At 71.0% G+C, this 16,592-nt stretch carries 17 protein-coding genes; 4 read left to right on the top strand and 13 right to left on the bottom strand.

Annotated features, from left to right (window positions below):
• Window positions 1–443: 443 nt before the first annotated feature.
• Entirely contained in the window at window positions 444–1,889 is a 1,446-nt protein-coding gene (locus tag H5411_RS00780; protein ID WP_101440344.1) for a dihydrolipoyl dehydrogenase family protein, read from the bottom strand.
• 154 nt (window positions 1,890–2,043) lie between these two features.
• Between H5411_RS00780 and H5411_RS00775 the strand changes: the two genes are divergently transcribed.
• The 3 genes from H5411_RS00775 to H5411_RS00765 are packed head-to-tail and all read left to right on the top strand — an operon-like array spanning window position 2,044 to window position 3,783.
• The gene (locus H5411_RS00775; RefSeq protein ID WP_183122642.1) at window positions 2,044–2,652 is read left to right on the top strand and encodes a TetR/AcrR family transcriptional regulator; all 609 of its coding nucleotides are present in this window, start codon (window positions 2,044–2,046) and stop codon (window positions 2,650–2,652) included.
• A gap of 24 nt (window positions 2,653–2,676) precedes the next feature.
• Window positions 2,677–3,225 (top strand): carboxymuconolactone decarboxylase family protein, encoded by a 549-nt coding sequence (locus tag H5411_RS00770; protein WP_183122641.1) that lies wholly within the window; start codon window positions 2,677–2,679, stop codon window positions 3,223–3,225.
• A gap of 21 nt (window positions 3,226–3,246) precedes the next feature.
• Window positions 3,247–3,783: an HAD-IA family hydrolase gene (locus tag H5411_RS00765; RefSeq protein WP_183122640.1), complete on the top strand. Its 537-nt coding sequence runs from the start codon at window positions 3,247–3,249 to the stop codon at window positions 3,781–3,783.
• Here the strand turns inward: H5411_RS00765 and H5411_RS00760 are convergent.
• The 12 genes from H5411_RS00760 to H5411_RS00705 form a co-directional block, all read right to left on the bottom strand.
• Window positions 3,780–4,112: a glutaredoxin domain-containing protein gene (locus tag H5411_RS00760; protein WP_183122639.1), complete on the bottom strand. Its 333-nt coding sequence runs from the start codon at window positions 4,110–4,112 to the stop codon at window positions 3,780–3,782. The two genes, H5411_RS00765 and H5411_RS00760, sit on opposite strands and share 4 nt — an antisense overlap.
• A 155-nt stretch (window positions 4,113–4,267) precedes the next feature.
• Complete coding sequence (locus tag H5411_RS00755; RefSeq protein WP_183122638.1) at window positions 4,268–4,645, bottom strand: hypothetical protein; 378 nt, start codon at window positions 4,643–4,645, stop codon at window positions 4,268–4,270.
• Window positions 4,646–5,214: 569 nt separating this feature from the next.
• A complete protein-coding gene (locus H5411_RS00750) occupies window positions 5,215–6,402 on the bottom strand; it encodes an alpha/beta hydrolase family protein (protein WP_183122637.1) in 1,188 nt (395 codons plus the stop codon).
• A gap of 26 nt (window positions 6,403–6,428) precedes the next feature.
• Window positions 6,429–8,165 carry a sigma-54-dependent Fis family transcriptional regulator gene (locus H5411_RS00745; RefSeq protein ID WP_183122636.1) on the bottom strand — a complete coding sequence of 579 codons (1,737 nt, stop codon included), beginning with the start codon at window positions 8,163–8,165 and terminating at the stop codon, window positions 6,429–6,431.
• Window positions 8,166–8,173: 8 nt separating this feature from the next.
• Entirely contained in the window at window positions 8,174–9,235 is a 1,062-nt protein-coding gene (locus tag H5411_RS00740) for a zinc-dependent alcohol dehydrogenase (protein ID WP_246368614.1), read from the bottom strand.
• Window positions 9,232–10,449: an MFS transporter gene (locus tag H5411_RS00735; protein ID WP_183122635.1), complete on the bottom strand. Its 1,218-nt coding sequence runs from the start codon at window positions 10,447–10,449 to the stop codon at window positions 9,232–9,234. Before H5411_RS00735 ends, H5411_RS00740 begins: the two co-directional genes overlap by 4 nt.
• Window positions 10,450–10,535: 86 nt before the next feature.
• On the bottom strand, window positions 10,536–11,420 hold the full coding sequence (locus H5411_RS00730; RefSeq protein WP_183122634.1) for an intradiol ring-cleavage dioxygenase: 885 nt from the start codon (window positions 11,418–11,420) through the stop codon (window positions 10,536–10,538).
• Entirely contained in the window at window positions 11,417–12,478 is a 1,062-nt protein-coding gene (locus H5411_RS00725) for a maleylacetate reductase (RefSeq protein ID WP_183122633.1), read from the bottom strand. The genes H5411_RS00730 and H5411_RS00725 overlap by 4 nt, the downstream gene beginning before the upstream one ends.
• A complete protein-coding gene (locus H5411_RS00720) occupies window positions 12,478–12,873 on the bottom strand; it encodes a nuclear transport factor 2 family protein (protein ID WP_183122632.1) in 396 nt (131 codons plus the stop codon). The genes H5411_RS00725 and H5411_RS00720 overlap by 1 nt, the downstream gene beginning before the upstream one ends.
• Window positions 12,870–13,739, bottom strand: coding sequence for an NAD(P)-dependent oxidoreductase (locus H5411_RS00715; RefSeq protein WP_183122631.1), 870 nt, complete (start codon window positions 13,737–13,739; stop codon window positions 12,870–12,872). Before H5411_RS00715 ends, H5411_RS00720 begins: the two co-directional genes overlap by 4 nt.
• Before the next feature lie 182 nt (window positions 13,740–13,921).
• Window positions 13,922–14,797 carry a hypothetical protein gene (locus tag H5411_RS00710; RefSeq protein ID WP_183122630.1) on the bottom strand — a complete coding sequence of 292 codons (876 nt, stop codon included), beginning with the start codon at window positions 14,795–14,797 and terminating at the stop codon, window positions 13,922–13,924.
• A gap of 138 nt (window positions 14,798–14,935) precedes the next feature.
• Window positions 14,936–15,646: a helix-turn-helix domain-containing protein gene (locus H5411_RS00705; RefSeq protein ID WP_183122629.1), complete on the bottom strand. Its 711-nt coding sequence runs from the start codon at window positions 15,644–15,646 to the stop codon at window positions 14,936–14,938.
• Between the two features lie 169 nt (window positions 15,647–15,815).
• Here H5411_RS00705 and H5411_RS00700 point away from each other — a divergent pair, with 169 nt between their 5' ends.
• Window positions 15,816–16,553 (top strand): hypothetical protein, encoded by a 738-nt coding sequence (locus H5411_RS00700; RefSeq protein ID WP_183122628.1) that lies wholly within the window; start codon window positions 15,816–15,818, stop codon window positions 16,551–16,553.
• Window positions 16,554–16,592: the final 39 nt, after the last annotated feature.

Raw genomic sequence — 16,592 nt, 5'->3', positions numbered from 1 at the left:
TCGCCCCTGATCATGTGCATCGGCTCGGTCCCCGGATCACTCCACTGTGGACGTCGATGGTAAGTCTCGGCCGCACGGTCATGGGGTGGGAAAGCACAGAGACAAGCCAGCAGCGAGGGCAGAGCGATACTGGGTGACCTGACAACCCGGTCGCCGAAGCGGGAGGCCGAGGCCGTTGAACGCGAACGCCAGCACGACGTTCTGCTAAAACCTGCGGTAGGAGCGGCACCTGATCTCGGCGCGCGGTGAGCACGAGCCTGAGGTCGTCGCGGACAAGGATGATGTCGGCGGACCCGGTGGCGATGTCGGTGCCCCGCCGATGGGCACGCCCACGTCGGCGCGCATCAGCGAGGACGCGTCACTGATGCCGTCCCCGACCATCGCGACCTGGTGCTGGACTTGCCGCCAGAGAATCCATGCAGTCGAGTTGCCGACGTGGAGCGTCACCGGACTCGGCGCAGGCGTAACAAGGCACCGGTGACGCGGCGCATGACCGGTCTCTGGAGTGCGTCGCTCGACTCGGCCACGGCCGCGTTCCAGACACCGTCGGACCACGCCGGATAGGGATGAATCACCGACGCGAGATCCCTCAACCTCCCGCCGCGCGCGAGCAATCCGGTGAGCTCGGCGATCATCTCCCCGGCCCGCGGTCCTACGACTGTGGCACCGAGCACGCGACCTTTGGCGTCGAGCACGACGTGGGTGAAGCCGTCGGTTTCGTCTTCTACAATCGCGCGGTCGAGGTGCTCGTGCTGGAGCAGCCGGACCCGGACCGCGTCGCCGAAGCGTTGGCGGGCTTGGTCTTCGGTGAGGCCGAGGTGGGCGATCTCGGGGTCGGTGAAGGTCACCCAGGGAATCTTGTCGTGGTCGATGCGGCGGATCGGGGCGAGCAGCGCGTTGGTGGCGGCGATGCTGCCGTGGACCCCGGCGACGTGGGTGAACGCGGGCGCGCCGGTGACGTCCCCGGCCGCGTAGATCCGGTGGTTGCTGGTGCGCAGCTTGGCGTCCACGGCAACGTAGCCGCGCTCGTCCAGGCGAACCCCGGCCTGCTCAAGGCCGAGCCCGGCGGTGCGCGGGCGGCAGCCAGTGGCGACGAGCACCCGGTCGACATCGAGCACGCTCGGGCCGGTGCGGCCCGTGAGATCTAGACGCACCCCTTTCGCCTGCCGGGCGGCTTGGGTGACGGTAGTCGAGGTCAGCACGCGGACGCCGTCCGCGGACAGGGCGGCCGACAACGCGGTCGCAGCGCGGGGTTCTTCGCGCGGCACAAGGCGTTCGGTGGCCTCGACGACGGTCACCTCGGCGCCGAGGCGGGCGAACGCCTGTCCGAGCTCGCAGCCGATCGGGCCGCCGCCCAGCACGGCCAACCGGGCGGGCAGTTCCGCCAGGTCCCACACGGTGTCGCTGGTCAGCGGCTCCGCCTCGGCCAGGCCGGGCACCGGCGGGAGCGCCGGGGCGGAGCCGGTGGCGATCAGCGCGCGCCGGAACCGCAGCGACCGGCCCTCGATCTGGAGTTCGTCCGGGCCGGTGAACACCGCGGTACCGGCGACGACCTCGGCACCGGCGTCGGTAAGCGCCGCGGGCGAGTCGACCGGCTCGATCCGCTCGATCGACCTGCGGACATGCGCCGTCACGGCCGCGAAATCCACCTGCGGCTCGACCGGAGCGATGCCGAACCTGCCCGCAGTGCGCATGTTCTGGGCGGCGCGGGCAGCGGCGATCAGTGCTTTGCTCGGCACGCATCCGGTCCACAGGCAGTCACCGCCGATGCGGTCACGTTCCACGAGGACGACCCGCGCGCCGAGCCCGCCCGCGGTCTGGGCAGCGATGATGCCGGCGGTTCCGCCGCCGACGATGACCAGGTCGGCCCTGCCACTGCCTCGCGTCACGCTGCGCCCTCCTTGCCGAGCCTCGGACTCATCGTCCAGCACACCAGACCCGCCCCGCCCGGCAAGCGGAGTTTGTCAGCGACCAGACACTGCGATGGCGCGATCGACACCTGCGATCCAACCTGGAACGAGCGGTCCAGGTTGGAGGTGCACCGTGTCGGGCGTCAAGCATTTCGATCCCTCGGCGGTGGTCGGCGCCGTGACGCAGTTGCTGTGGCAGCGTGGCTGGGCCGAGACCGGGATCGCGGACATCGTGGCCACCACCGGCATCAGCCGGTCAAGCCTGTACGCGACGTTCGGCAGCAAGCAGAGCCTCTGCCTGGCCGCGCTGCGCCGCTACCTGGCCGAGCACGCCGAACCCGCGTTCACCGCGCTCGAGACCGGCGGGCGCGGGCTGTCGACGATCGCGGAGTTCTTCGACGGGCTGATCACCGCGCGCTGTGCGGGTCCGCGGGCTCGCTGGGGCTGTCTGGCCACCAACCTCCAGACCGGCGGGCAGGCACCCATCCCGGATGCGCTCGCCGAACATCACCAGCGGGTGCGGCACGCACTGCGGACTGCGCTGGACTCGGCTGACCGGCTGGGCCAGCTCCGCCCGGACCTCGACCTGGACGCCACTGCCGAACACCTCGTGCTGGTGGCCCAAGGCGTCAACCTGCGCTCGCGAGCCGGCGCGGACGCGTCGACCCTGCGCAGCGCCGTCGCCGCCGCGTTGACCGCGTTGCGCCGTCCGGGCGATACCACCGACGCGTGGCCGCGCTAAACCCGACGAACACGGAGGAATTCGATGACGGAGTTCACGATCCACGACGAGCACACCGCGCCGGCCGAAGTGGCCCCGGCGCTCGAAAAGATCCACAAGAGTCTCGGGTTCATCCCGAACCTGTACGGCATCATGGCCGAGTCGCCGCAGGCGTTCAACGCCTACCAGGCACTGTCGGAGCAGTTCCGCAAGACGTCGCTGCCCAAGGGCGGGCAAGACGTCGTGTGGCTCACGGTCAGCCGTTACAACGCCTGCCACTACTGCATGGCCGTGCACTCCACGAACGCCCTGCGGTCCGGTGTGGACAGTGAAACGGTCGCCGCGTTGCGCGACGGCAAGCCGCTCGGCGACCCGCAACTGGAAGCCATCCGCCGCTTCGCCCACGCCGTGGCCGCCGAGCAGGGCAACGTCCCCGACGACGAGATACGCGCATTCCTGGCCGCGGGGTTCGCGCAGCGGCAGATCCTGGACGTCGTCGTCGGCGTCGCGATGAAGACCCTGTCCAACTACATCAACCATCTGGCCCACACGCCCCTGGACGACGCGTTCACCGCCCAGGCATGGGAGGCCTGATGCCGAATCGCCCGCGACGGCATGGCGCTGACCTTGGCCGGGGACTACGAACCGTTCCCGAAGGTCGCCGCGGCCGCGCTGCGCACCCTGACCCGCGGCGCGGTCAGCAAGGACGCCGTCGAGCACGTCCTGGCCGGATTCGCCGAACTGCCAGCGCATCCCGACGTCGAACCGGCGCTGCGGCTGCTCGCCGAACACGACGTCCGCGTGGCATGCCTGAGCAACGGCGCAGCGCGGAACACCCAGGATTTCTTGCAGCGCACCGGGTTGACGACGTATGTCGAGCAAATTCTGTCCGTCGCCGACGTGCGCAGCTGGAAGCCGCCCGCCCAGGTCTACCACTACGCACTCCAGAAGACCGGATGCGAGCCCGAGCAGGCCGCGCTGGTGGCAGTGCACGCGTTCGACTGCCACGGCGCACGCCGGGCAGGCCTGACCACGGGATGGGCCAGCCGCCACGAAGGCCAATACGCCGGGATCTTCGCGCCAGCCGACGTGGTCGGTTCTGACCTTGCCGAGGTCGCTCAGAGACTGATGGCGCTGCCCGCCGGTGCCTAGCGCCCGAGCTTGCGCACCTTCTCCCGCAGCCACCCCAGCAAACCCGGCGACGGGCGGCGCGCGGCATCGGACGCGAACGGCACGTCCGGCATCGCCTCCCGCATCGCCGCCTGCACCTGGCGCACGCTCGGATTCACCAAGCCCTGACCGCCGACGACCACCGTCGGCACGGTTTCGTCACCCCGCGCAATGGACCGCACCGTCTCCGCCGCGGCCGGGTCTTCCCAGATGTTGACCGGCCGATACGGGACCCCAGCGCGATCGAGCTGCCGCCGCAGCCGCGCGCAGAACACACAACCCGGCCGCCAATACACCACCACTTCAGACATACCCCGCGCCCTCCCGACCCGTCGAACGTTGTACCCGCACTCAACACCCCGCACCGATCGACGCGCCTGCCGAGGGCAAGCGCTACCACAGACATTCCACCGGAGCGGCCATCGTGGTCGCGAACTCGCTGCCGCGCCGGTTCGGCCGCCGCTGCTCAGGCGAAGGTGCCTAACCAGGTTGTCAGCGCGTACAACGCGACGTACGTGCCGACGGCGATGCCGAGGACGCCGAGCAGCCGCCACCGCCAACGCCGCATCCCAGCCACGCTGCACTGGTCGCGCCGCCGAAGGGACAGCCAAACCAGGACAGCCAGAACGGCCAACCCGCCGAGCCGGAACCCCCAGGCGTAACCGTCATAGAGGTTCGTCGCCCACGCGAACGCGGTTCCGGCGGTGACCAAGCCGAGCAGCGCCAGCACAGTCGGGCCGACACAGCAGAGAATGCCCACCAACCCGCCGACGACGCCGATCCGCCATACCGGCAGCCGGTCGGCCTTGGTCTTCCTGGGAGACTCCCGATGGGACGTGGTCACGATGCTCCGTTCGCCGTTGCTGCCGACCATTCCAGCCTGGTGGTGCCGCGTTCGGCCACGGAACTGTCAGCGAGGCGACAACACGCGGTCGCCGGTATGGAGACGCCGCAGCGGAGCCGGTGATCGCGCTCAATTCGTCGGCCGCCGCGTGCCGCGCGATCCGGTACAGCGCCTCCAGATGCGGCAGCCTCGCATCTAGAAACGCTCCGTGTGCCTCACCGCGGTCGCGACGCATCCGACCCGTCCATCTGGCCGCACATCACCGTAGACGCCGGAAACCATCCCGTGACTGGGTCGGCCGCGTGCGGCAATGCACTGCAGGCGGCCGCGCACAACCGACGCCCACGCCGGGCTGATTCCCGACGACAAGGTCATCGCCGTGCGCGAGCTGGAAGCCGACCGCGAGCGCGTCACCGTCATCGGGGCTGACGCGTGCAGGCCGGTGCGGAAGGCGCTGACCAGCAGCCCCGCATCACGTGAGGCAGACTGTCCCCGGACGGGACTGCCGGCTCTGATGACACCATGAGCGGCACTGTCATGGTTGAAGTCCGGCGTGGCGCCGACCGTTCTCACCTGACGCGAGCGGCGTCCTGAACCGGTGTGCCGACTGCGGATCCGGTCCCCAGCACGTCCGCGATCCAGTCGGCCATGTAGTCGGTCCCCAGCGACATGTTCCCGATCTGGCAATGCTGTTCGCCGCCCTCCTCCGCGGTGAAGCGCCGGAGCTCCCGGCGCGGGCTGTTGACGCAGTCGTGGTAGGTCGCCCACGCGTCGGAGACCGGGATCTGCTGGTCCTCCTCGCCGTGGGTGATCAGGATCGGCACGGTGATCCGGTCCAGGATGCCGCGCAGGTGGAAGTCCCGGGTCGCCTGGACGCATTCCTCCATAGTGTTGGTGCCGAACACCCACATCAGGTGCTTGAACAGGTGCGGCACCGACGGCTGCGCACCGGCACCGGCGACCCTGCCGCGCAGGCGGGCGGCGAAGTCGTAATTGGCGCCCCAGCACACCCCGAGCTTGAAGCGCGGCTCGAAGGCAGTCGCTCGCGCAGCATGGTGGCCGCCCAGGCTGAGGGCGACCATCCCGATCCGGTCGTGGTCCACGTCGGGACGGCCTTCCAGGTAGTCAACGCAGGCACCCGCGGGGATCTCAGCCTCCGCGAAGTTGTGCAAGCCGTGCTTGCGCAGCGCCTCCCCCACGCCGGGATTGTCCACGAACAGCACCGAAATCCCCCGGCGGTTCAGGGCCGCGCCGAACCCGGTGAGGAACAGGAACTCCTTGGTTCCGTCGAGACCGTTGAAGTGCACCACGGCCGGAGCCGCGCCGCTAGCCGCCGGCACCCACAACGCTGGCAGCACCGAGCCCTGATACGGCACGAACACCTTCTCGCAGTTCACCTCGCCGAGCTCGAGGTGCTTCCCGAACGCGTGGAGGAGCCGGTCGTACGCCTCGACGCGCGCCGGGTTGTCGTGTTCGGGCATCCGTTCGCCGGTGATGTACATGATGGCGGCGCGGCGATATTTCTCCGCTGCCGAGTAGCGATGCCCGACGGCCTCGTCTGCTTGAGCCGCGGCGACGAGCCGGTCACCGGCGCCGACCCAGGCCTCGAAGAACGCGTCCGCTTCGTCCATGCCAGGCCGCGGGCCGTGGTCGCGCAGATCGCGGCAGGCCCGGTCGACCTCGTCCATGTTGGCACCCATGTCCAAGGCCATGGACAGCGACAGATCGGCCGGGTAGTCCTTGAAGTAGTTCAGCATCCGCTTTCCTGTCTCCGGTGGTCGGTTCAGATGTCGAGGCCGAGTGCGGCGAGCTTGCGGTAGAGCGTCGACCGGGACACGCCGAGTTCCTGGGCGACTCTCATCCGGCTGCCGCCTGCCGAGTCGATCAGGGCGGCGATCGCCTCGCGTTCGACGTTCTCGAGGAACGTCAGGTCGCGATGCGGGGCGGGGGTGCCGGCGAAACCCAGTGCCGCCCGGTCGATCCGGCCGTGGGGCCGCGCTGCCAGGGCCCGATCCAGTGTGGTGAATAGCTGCCGCACGTTGCCCGGCCAGCTGCGCCGGGCCAATTCGTGGACCGCCGTCGCGTCGACGCTCACGCCGGAACGCTGGCGGTCCGCCCACGCGCGGACGAGGTCGGCGATGTCGGCGGAGCGGTGCGCCAGGCTCGGCAGCTCCACCATGTCGCCTCCGATCGCAGCCGCGGCTTCTTCCGCGCGAGCCGGACTGCACCACGAGACGAGGACCGTCAGGCGGCCGGAAGCCCGGCGCGCGTCCACCACCCTGCGCAGCAGTTCGCCCGGCCCCTCGCGCAAGTCGACGCCGTCGAGCACCAGCGCGTCCGCCTCGCAGTGCTCGGGCATGGTCTCGCCAGCCGATGCCTCGGCCACTTCGACTCGTCCTTCGTTGCCCACCTGCTGCTGGGCAGCCGATACGGCCAGGAAGCTCTTCCCGCTCCCGCTCGGCCCGGTGAGCACCACCGGGCGGCTGCCCGCCAGTGCCTCGCGGACCCGCTGGACCGCGCTCGTCCACCGCAGGCTGCTGCCGCGCAGGGCTGCCGCCGCCGCGGTCTCCAGCACGCGAGGACCGCACGGTGCGCCTTTCGGCTCAGATGCGGGGAAACCGGGCACCAGCTGGAGAACCGCGCCCAGGCACTGTCCGGGTTCGCCGATCACCCGGATGCGGGCGCTGAGCGGCGTTTGCGCGCCGCGATCGAGGCGGAGCGTCCGCTCGCCCCGGGAGATCGCGCGCTCGACCTGTTCCCACAGCAGCAGCTGCGGATGTCCGGCCAAGGCGTCGCCGACGTGCCGGTTCACCACGAGAAGCCGGCTGTTCACCGCTGCCAGCGGGCGCCGGTGGCCACGCCGGTCCAGGCGCAGGTACGCGTCGAGCAGCTCCCGGTCGTGTCTCGCGTGCCCGCTCGCCAGCCGATCGCCCGCGTCCCGGGCCGCGTGCGCGGCGAGCGGGAGCATCAGGCTTGACGGCGCACCGGTCGGCGCGACGAGATCCAGCACCCCTTCGACCACGCCGGTCGCCGGGTTGGTCACCGGAACACCGGTGGCGACAACGGAATCGAAGGTCTCGTTGTAGTGCTCCGCACCGTCCACAATGGCTGGACGGCCCTCCTCCAAGGGCGTGCCCAGTGCGGTGGATCCCACGAACGACTCGTCGAAGACCGCTCCGGGGACGGCGCTCATCCCGTCGAGCCGGCTCTCCATCGCGCCGTTGGCCGTCCACCGGCCCACTACGCGGGCGTCGCGGTCGATCAGGACCATGCCGAAGTCGGAGGCGTGGAACTGGCTCATCAGGTCCTCGGTGACCGGACGCACCGCGCGCAGCAGCGCACTGTCGCGATCGAAGTCCTGGCCGGTCCGGCGCGACACACGACCGGTCGCCGGCACGCCGGCCGCTTTGCAACGGCGCCACGAAGCCAGCGTCTCGGCGCGGATGCCTGGCGTCTCGACTCCGTCGGCGACGAACGCTGCGCGGGCCGCGGCGATGAATTCCTGTGTTCCGGCGGACATGGCAGGTCCTACCGGCCGGTGGGCGCGACGAGAATCTTGCCCTCGGCGCTGCCGGACGCCAGCGGTTCCAGTCCTCGCGCGACCACGTCCGGCAACGGGATCACCGACTCGAGCAGCGCCGTTTCGAGGTGTCCTTCGGCGAGGATGTCAAGAGCCGGGCCGAGGTCGGCGTCGCACACGTGCGCCACGGTGGACTCGACGGTGATCTCGCGAAGGGCGACGGCAGCCAGGTCGATGGCGGGCTTGTCCTTCGGCAGGCCGACTGCCAGGACTCGGCCGCCGGCCGACACCATCCGCAGCGCGTTCTCGAACTGCCCGGAAGCGCCGCTGGCTTCGATCACCACGTCTGCTCCCCGCCCGCTGGTGCGCTCAAGGACAGCAGCGACGACGTCGCCGCGGGCGGAGACGGTGTGCGCCGCGCCGAGCTGCGCGGCCCGCTCCAGCTTCTGCCCGGGCAGGTCGATCACGGTCAGGTCGGCTCGGTACAAGTGGATAAGCCCGGCGAGGACGAACGTGCCGATCGCGCCGGCACCGATGATCACGACCGAGTCGCCGTCGCGTACGCCCGCCCGGCGCACCGCATGCAGACCGACCGCGAGCGGCTGCGCCATCCCGGCGGCGTCCAGGGAGACGCCGGGAGGAATCGGCCGCAGCGTCGCGGCGGGTGCCGCAACGTACTCCGCCAGGCCGCCCGGTGCGTTCAGCCCGAGCGTGTAGTAGTTGCGGCAGACGTTGGTGCGGCCCTCGGCACACCTGTCGCACTGTCCGCACCAAACTCCCGCGCCGGAGGCGACGAGCGTGCCCGCGGGAAGGCCGGGGCTCCCGTCCACCACCTCGCCGACGAACTCGTGTCCCAGGATCATCGGCCCGACGTGCCCGCTCGCCGGATGCGGCCGGTGCAGCGGCACCAGCACCGGCCCCTTCGCCCACTCAGTGGCGTCCGTCCCGCACAGGCCGTTGCGCCGCACTGCCAGGAGCACTTCGCCATCCCGCGGAGCCGGCACCAGCACTTGTTCGATCCGCACGTCCTGCGGGCCGTGGTAAACGGCTGCCTGCATCGTCCCAGTCATGCGGCAGCCCCTCGGACGCGGTCGGCCTCGGCCGGAAGGGCCTCGCCGGCCGTGGTGCGCGGCAGGAACAGCGCCGTCACGGCCGCAAGGGCGAAAACGCCCGCACAGACCAGGAGCCCGCCGCTGAAGCCGATGGTGCCGGCGAGCCCCGCCAGCGCGAACGGGGCGAAAGCGGAGATGCCGCGGCCGACGTTGAAGCAGAAGCCCGCACCGGTGGCTCGCGCCCGGGTGGGGAACAGCTCCCCGAGATAGGAGCCGAACAGACCGAAGAACGCGGTGAACGCGCCGAACAGCGGACCGAGCCACATCAGCGCCGCCTGATGGGTGACGACCGCGTAGACGGGCAGGGTGACGGCGACGCCGGCCAGTGTCGCCACGATCGTGCGGTGCCTGCCGACCCGGTCGGCGAGCAGGCCGAACCCGTTGTAGCCCAGGAACATGCCGAGGTTGAGGATGGTCACGAAGACCGCGACCGACGGGGCGGGCAGGCCGCGCTCGGTGGTCAGGTAGGTCGGGAGCCAGGTGGTCGTGCCCCAGTACCCGGTCAAGGCCAGCGCAGCCATGAGCGTGCCGAGCAGCGTGGTGCGGCGCAGCGAGCCGGTGAGCACGGTCCGCGCGGTGACCGGATCGCCCTCGTGCTGTGCGTTCTGCTCGGCCCAGCTGGCCGATTCGGGGAAGAAAGCGAGGACCACCGCGACGGGCACGACGACCGCGAGACCGGCGGCGAGGAACATCATCCGCCAGTTCGGCAGGAACGGGGCGGACAGCACCGCGGCGATCGCTCCCCCGGCGGGGAACGCGCTGATCACGAACGCGGCGGCACGGCCGCGCAGCCGCGACGGCCAGGTCTCGACCACGTACGCCGACACGACGCTCCACACCGCGCCGAGCCCGATGCCCGCGAGGAACCGGAGGACGAGGAACACCGCGAAGTTCGGCACGGCGGACAGCGCCGCGGTGAACCCGCCGAACACCAGCAGCGAAGCGATCAGCGCTTTCTTCCGGCCGAAGTTGTCCGCCACGTAGCCGCCGGTGACGCTGCTGACTCCGATGCCCAGCAAGGTCGCGGTCGCGAGCAGGCCCGCTTGCGTGACCGACAACCCCATCTCGTGCCGGATCGCCGGCAACGCCAGCGACAGCAGGACGATTTCGAGCGCGTCGAACAGGTAGGCGAGGAAGCACCCGCCCAGGACGATCCAGCGGGAATCTCTCATGTCGCATCTCCACGGTGAGCTGCCAGGGCGTGCGGGCAGGGTCGATCGCCGTCCGGGCGCGGACGGTCGGGAATGGGCGCAGCGGGTCAGGGGCGGGCCGGTGCGGGGGCCAGGACGAGGTCGAAAGCGATGCTCGCCCAGGGGGCCGCGGGCTCGGTCCCGTCGGGTGCGAGCCCGCCCGCGTGAGTGGTCGCGTCGACGATCAGGCTGTCTTTCACGCCGAAGACCGCGTCGTCGCGCAGATGCGGGTCGCCGGCGAGGAAAATGTGGGTGATCAGCCGCCGGTATCCGGGCGCGGTGACCATGAAGTGCAGGTGCGCCGGGCGCATCGGGCCGCGTCCGGCGGCCTTGAGCAGGTCTCCGACCGGGCCGTCGTGCGGGATCGGATACGGCGCGGGCAGCACCGACCAGAACCGGTACTCCCCTTCCGGCCCGGTGCGCAGCCACGCCCGACCGGCGGAGCGGTGGTCGTCGTACTGGACGTCGTAGAAGCCGTCCTCGTCGGCCTCCCACACGTCGATCCGGGCCCCGGCGATCGGCTCGCCGCCAGTGCCGCGGACCTGTCCGGACACGTAGCATGGCATCCCGGCCGCGCCGCGGGCGATGTCTCCGCCGAGCGCGATTTCCGGTGCCTCGTCGTGGAAAAACGGCCCGAACACGGTCGCCTCGGTCGCGCCCGGTTCCGCCGGTTGGTTGATCGCGACGGTCAGCATCGACAGCCCGAGCACATCGGACAGCAGAATGAACTCCTGGCGCCGGTCGTCGGTGAGGCGCCCGGCGCGGGTGAGGAATGCGATGCCCGCTTCCCATTCCCGTTCGCTGAGGCGGGTTTCGCGGGCGAACGCGTGCAGGTGCCGGACCAGGCTCTGCATGACCTCGCGCAGCCGTGGCTCGGCGTTGTCGAAGCTGGCCAGGACATCGTCGGTGACGGCCTGTTCCCGTTCGGCGGCAAGGCTTTCCCGTGTGCTCACCGGCTTTCCTTTCCTGGCTCGATGCCCGCCCACGCCGCGTGCAGCAGCGTCCGAACCCCGGCGGCGGTGACCGGACGGGGATTGTCGGCCGGTGCCAGCTCGAGGATCTCGTCCAGCACAGTGTCCACATCGGACTCAAGGAGTCCCAGCTCGCGCAACCCAGCGGGAACGCCGAGTCGCGCGGCCAGTTCGAACAACCCGATCGCCGGGTCCGGCGCGCCAAGCGCGGCGGCGGTCCGCGCCGCGGCGTCGGCGGCGGGAGCGGCATTGAACGCCAGCACGTGCGGGAGCACGACGGCGTGCGTCTGCGCGTGCGGCAGGTCGAAAGCGCCGCCGAGCACATGGCAGATCTTGTGGTGCAGCCCCGATCCCGCGACGGCAAACGCCGACCCGGCCAGGTAGGCGCCGAGCATCAGCTCTTCGCGCGAGGCGGGGTCCGCGCCCGAGCCGGGCAAGCCCGCCGCCAGGTGCCGGATCCCGTCCTCGGCGACGGCGCTGGACACAGGATTGCGGCGCGGCGCCCAGAACGCTTCGACGCAGTGCGCCATCGCGTTCAGACCGCTGGCGACCGCCAGTTCCTCCGGCAAGGTGGCGGTCAAGTCCGGGTCGTAGACGACCGTGCGGGGCAGCACGCGCGGGTCGGTTCCGGTCGTCTTGCGGCCCGCGTCGGTCAGGCCCCAGACCGGGGTGACCTCCGAGCCCGCGTATGTGGTGGGCACGGCCAGGATCGGCAGTCCGGTGGTCAGCGCGACCGCTTTGGCGGTGCCGGTCGTCGAGCCGCCGCCCACCGACAGGATCAGATCGGCGCCGGCGGCCGCGGCGCGTGCCTTGTCCGCCGCCTCGACCGGGACGTGCGGGCGGACTGCGGAGAACGTCTCCGTCACCCGGCCGGCGAGCGGGCCGCAGAGTTCGTCGGCCAGCTCGGTTTCCGAATCGGCGGCGACCACCAGAATCCGCTTGGCTCCCAAGGCTTCCGCTTCCGCGGCCAGCTGGGTCCGCGCGGCTCCGGCGCCGAAGACCACCCGGCCGGGCAGGGCGTCGTAGACAAAGGCGGCCATCAGCGCGCCTCGGGCAGCACGGTGGGTTGGTAGGCCAGCAGCAGCCATCGGCCGTTCTCGCGCACCCACACCGCCAAAGCCTTGTTGGCCAGGGTTTTGCGGGTCCCGCCGGCGGTGATGTCCGCATGCATCTCTCCCACCACGACGGCGGTGTCCCCGCAGACGAGGATCCGGTCGACCGGGTGATCGATGCGGTGATAGACGTAGTAGCCTGCCCGCAGCTTCTCGCGGTACGAGTCCAGGGTGTCGGTGACGCCGTTCGAATGGGTGTAGGCCAGGTCGGGGTGCGCGTGCGCGGAGAAGGCCTCGATGTCGCCGGAAATGACGGCGGCGTAACGGCTTTCTTCCAGATCCCGGATGGTCGCTTCGACGTCCGCGGCAGTGCCGGCGGTCATGAGATCGTCTCCTTGTCGTTCGAGCGGGTGTTGCGCAGCCGCAGTGCCGCAAGGACCTGAGCCATGTCCTCGTCGCCGAGCCCGGCCGCGATCGCGTCGTCGAGGACGGACTGAGCCGCTTCGGTGCCCGGCAGTCCGAGCCGGCGACCGGCGGCGACGTCGAGGGCGAGGCCGAGGTCTTTGCGGATCAGCGACACCGGTGCGGCGACTCCGGCCGAGGCCGGGGAGAGGAACGCTTCCTCCTTGTAGCCGACGTAAGGCGCGCCCGCGGCGCTCGTCCGGAGCACGTCGTAGAAGATCTTCAGGTCGAGTCCGCCCGCCTCCGCGACGAGCAGGCCTTCGGCGACCCCTTGGTTGACCGCGGCCAGCACCGTGTTCACCGCGAGCTTCGCCGCCGAACCCGAACCGACCGGACCGGTGTGCACCTGCGCAGCGGTCATGGCGGACAGGACCGGACGGAGCCGGGCGAACTGATCCGGCGTGGCGCCGACCATCGCGGTGACCGTGCCGGCCTCCGCCATCGACACGCTGCCGGACACCGGGGCGTCCGCCAGTTCGACCGGGCCGCCTCGCGCAGCCAGTTCGCGCACCAGCGCGGGCCCGACGGTGCCCATCACGACGTGCAGATGCCCACGCCGCGCTCCGGCCAGCCCGCGCTCCACCAGGTCCCGGGTTGTCGCCCCGTCCGGCAGCATGCTGATGCTCACCGGCGCGTCCGCGAGCCGGCCCGCCGACTCGACCGCGGTCACGCCGTCGGGCGCCGCGCCGAGGCCCGGGTCGTAAGCGAGGACGGTGTGCCCGGCTCGGGCCAGCCGGGCGGCCATCGGCCGGCCCATCCGCCCGAGCCCGGCGAATCCGATCAACACGGACTCCTCCTGAGGATTGACTGCCTGGTTTCTCCGGCTGGCCGACAAGTGAGGGAACGGTCGCCCCTCGACTGCCCATCGGAAGCGCAGCGTTCAGCCGGTGTTCAGTATCATGAAACAACGCGCAGCATATGTCAACGCATAGCGCACAAAATCAGGCTGGGCACCGAGATCGCGGCAGCTCAGTGCGCGGTCGCCGGGCGGCCCGCCAGATAAGCGAGGACCCAGTTCGAGAACTCGCAGGCGAGGTGCCAGCGGTGCTCGCTGATCATCCACGGCGGCAGCACCGCCGGAAACGCGATCGCGAGCCGCGCGGCGAATCCGCCTCGCGGATCGTCGCGGAACTGGTGGCGCACCGCGCCGATCGGGACGCCGTCGCCGCCGCGGGCCCAGCCGGAGAGGTCGATCGGGAACCCCTGGTCCCGCGCGATCGGAACGCCCGCGGTGTCGGCGTAGTCGATGACGAACCGCGCGGCGAGCACCGCGCCGCCGGTCACCTCGATCACTTCCTGGACGCCGGCGCGGGGAGTCCGGATGACGTAGTGGTCCGGGCAGGCGGCCAGCATGGCTCGCTCGTCGTTCCGGTCCCGCTCGCCGGTGAACCACCGCGCGAATCCGCCGGCCGTGCCGCGCGTGCTGGCGAGCCCGGCGCTGCTGACCGCCCACTCGCCGGGGGCAGCCGCGCCCTCGCTCGCCGGGCCGCTGACCGCGAGGTCAGGAGCCATCAGCTTGCGGATCTCCGCCTCGCCCATCCGCATCTTCACCGCGGCGAGACGCTCGCGGTCACGGGCCACCTCCGCGGTGCTCTGGGCAGGCCGCAGCACTAGCGCGTCGAGTTCGGCCGCCAGCGCGGCGGGCAGGTTGCCGCGCAACCGCTCCGCGGCGACGCGCAGGCGTCGCGCCTCCCATTCGAGCACCGCGTCGCGGCCGATCGCCTCGCCGCCGAGGTAGGCGGTCAGCCCGGGTTCCGCGTCGTCAGCGGCGGCCGTTTGCCGACCGGCGACGGGCACGAGCCCGGCCGCGGCGGCAGCAGTCAGAAAACGTCGCCTGGTCAGCACAGGACACCTCCGAGGAGAAGCATTTCCGGGCAGCGGCACGGCATTTCGATCCGTACCGCGCCGGGGATGCTAGGCCGCCGCGGCGGGGCCTCGGTGTCCCAGATCCGGCACACTTCCGGCGGAGCTCGCGCTCCTGTTTCAGCCGGCTCCGCCTTCCGCGGCGCGCTCCGCTGCGAGCATCTCGAGCGCCTCTGCCGCGTTCGACGGCGAGGCGGCGAAACCGGCGGGACCGAGTTGCGCGGCGACCCAGTCCTGCGTGTGGTCGAGCTCGTGCCGTCCCGTGACGAACCAGATGCCGCGCGCGGGTTCGGCGCCCTGGTTCACGTACAGGTGCGGCCGGGTGGAGTCGAAGCACAGCGAATCGCCCGCGGCGATCGCATGCCGCTCGAAGTCCAGCAGCAGGACCAATTCCCCGGACAGCAGGTAGGCGTGCTCGGTCCCGCTGTGCCGCATCAGCTTCCGGTCCGCGGCACTCGCCGCGCCCGGTTCGTAGGTGACCAGCAGCGCGTCCGCTCCAGTACCCGAGCCGACCGCCAGCCGCTCCCACCGGACCCCGCTGGCCATCTCCAGCACCGGGTTGTCGGCGGCACGCTGGACCACCCCGGACGACGCCTCGCCCGGCGGCCGCTCGGCCGGGGTCGCGACGGCGCGACCGCCGCCGAGGCCCAGCAGATCATCGAGCGAGACGCCGAGGTGGCTGACCAGTGCGTACAGCGTGCTCACCGACGGCTGCGACTTGCCGTTCTCGACCTGGGACAACAGGCTCGCGGAAATCTTGGCCGCCGCCGCGACGCTGCGCAGGCTCAGGTTGCGCGCCAACCGCGCCTCCCGCAGCGCCGGACCGATCATGTGCTCCACAGTCACCCCTGCTCGCCGTCCAGGTGGGCAGACCTGATCCGCCCTCGCTGAACGATACCGCCCGGACCGGCGCACGCGGGATCTACACTGTTCAGTGTCAACGCACACGAGTTCCGCGCAGGCACCCTCGTCGCGGGCACGTCCACCACCGGAGGCTCCGATGCCACCTGCCCCGCTGTCCATCCGCACAGTCCTCGACGGACGTCCGGTCTCCCGCGACGACGTGCTCAAGTGGGAAGCCGGCCGGATGCGCAAAGCAGCGGCGAAGCTGGGCTTGCCCGCTCCGCGAGGCGACCTCGCCCAGATGAGGACAAGCTTCGCCGACGCCAAGCTCGCCCTCGGCCCGGACGAAGTGCGCCGTCGGCTGCATCGCGACCTCCGCCTCAGCGAAACCGTTTCCCGGGCGCTCACCGGACTCTCGCGCGGACGCCGCGCACTGAGCACCTGCGACCTGTACGTGTCTGGTGCCGGCCGGGCGGGCGAGTTCGTCGACTGGTTCAGCGACACCGGCCGCAGCGATTACGCCCGCAGCATGATTGCCGCGAACCCGGACCACTTCCTGATCGACACCGCACCCGACGGCAGGCAGGAAGTGGTGGAAACGACCGGCGGAAGCCCCCTCGCGACCCGGTTCTTCATCGACTACGCCGACACCTCGTCGCTCGTGACGCCCCGAGACGCGGAGTTCCCGCTCGACGCGTCGGGCGTCGCCCGCACCGCAGCGGGCCAGGCGATCGGCGGCGTCCGCCACGAATTCCGCGACCAGGACGGCGGATTCCACGCCCGGCTCCGCGTCGAGTTCCCGAAGCTCACCGCGCCGGCCATGCTCCGCGAGCACCGGCTCCACCTGGCGTGCGAATTCTCCAACTGGATCGCCATGTTCCGGGCCAGGCCCTAGCCAGCGTGACCGCCGACGCGGGAGCGCAGGTCCCGCGCA

The organism is Amycolatopsis echigonensis (assembly GCF_014174495.1).
Lineage (GTDB): Bacteria > Actinomycetota > Actinomycetes > Mycobacteriales > Pseudonocardiaceae > Amycolatopsis > Amycolatopsis echigonensis.
This window is presented reverse-complemented; position numbering and strand designations above follow the sequence as displayed.

Coding starts and splice junctions, on each gene's coding strand:
- H5411_RS00770 (WP_183122641.1), top strand. CDS start 2,677: ATGACGGAGTTCACGATCCACGACGAGCACACCGCGCCGGCCGAAGTG.
- H5411_RS00765 (WP_183122640.1), top strand. CDS start 3,247: ATGGCGCTGACCTTGGCCGGGGACTACGAACCGTTCCCGAAGGTCGCC.
- H5411_RS00760 (WP_183122639.1), bottom strand. CDS start 4,112: ATGTCTGAAGTGGTGGTGTATTGGCGGCCGGGTTGTGTGTTCTGCGCG.
- H5411_RS00750 (WP_183122637.1), bottom strand. CDS start 6,402: ATGCTGAACTACTTCAAGGACTACCCGGCCGATCTGTCGCTGTCCATG.
- H5411_RS00745 (WP_183122636.1), bottom strand. CDS start 8,165: ATGTCCGCCGGAACACAGGAATTCATCGCCGCGGCCCGCGCAGCGTTC.
- H5411_RS00740 (WP_246368614.1), bottom strand. CDS start 9,235: ATGACTGGGACGATGCAGGCAGCCGTTTACCACGGCCCGCAGGACGTG.
- H5411_RS00735 (WP_183122635.1), bottom strand. CDS start 10,449: ATGAGAGATTCCCGCTGGATCGTCCTGGGCGGGTGCTTCCTCGCCTAC.
- H5411_RS00725 (WP_183122633.1), bottom strand. CDS start 12,478: ATGGCCGCCTTTGTCTACGACGCCCTGCCCGGCCGGGTGGTCTTCGGC.
- H5411_RS00720 (WP_183122632.1), bottom strand. CDS start 12,873: ATGACCGCCGGCACTGCCGCGGACGTCGAAGCGACCATCCGGGATCTG.
- H5411_RS00705 (WP_183122629.1), bottom strand. CDS start 15,646: ATGATCGGTCCGGCGCTGCGGGAGGCGCGGTTGGCGCGCAACCTGAGC.
- H5411_RS00700 (WP_183122628.1), top strand. CDS start 15,816: ATGCCACCTGCCCCGCTGTCCATCCGCACAGTCCTCGACGGACGTCCG.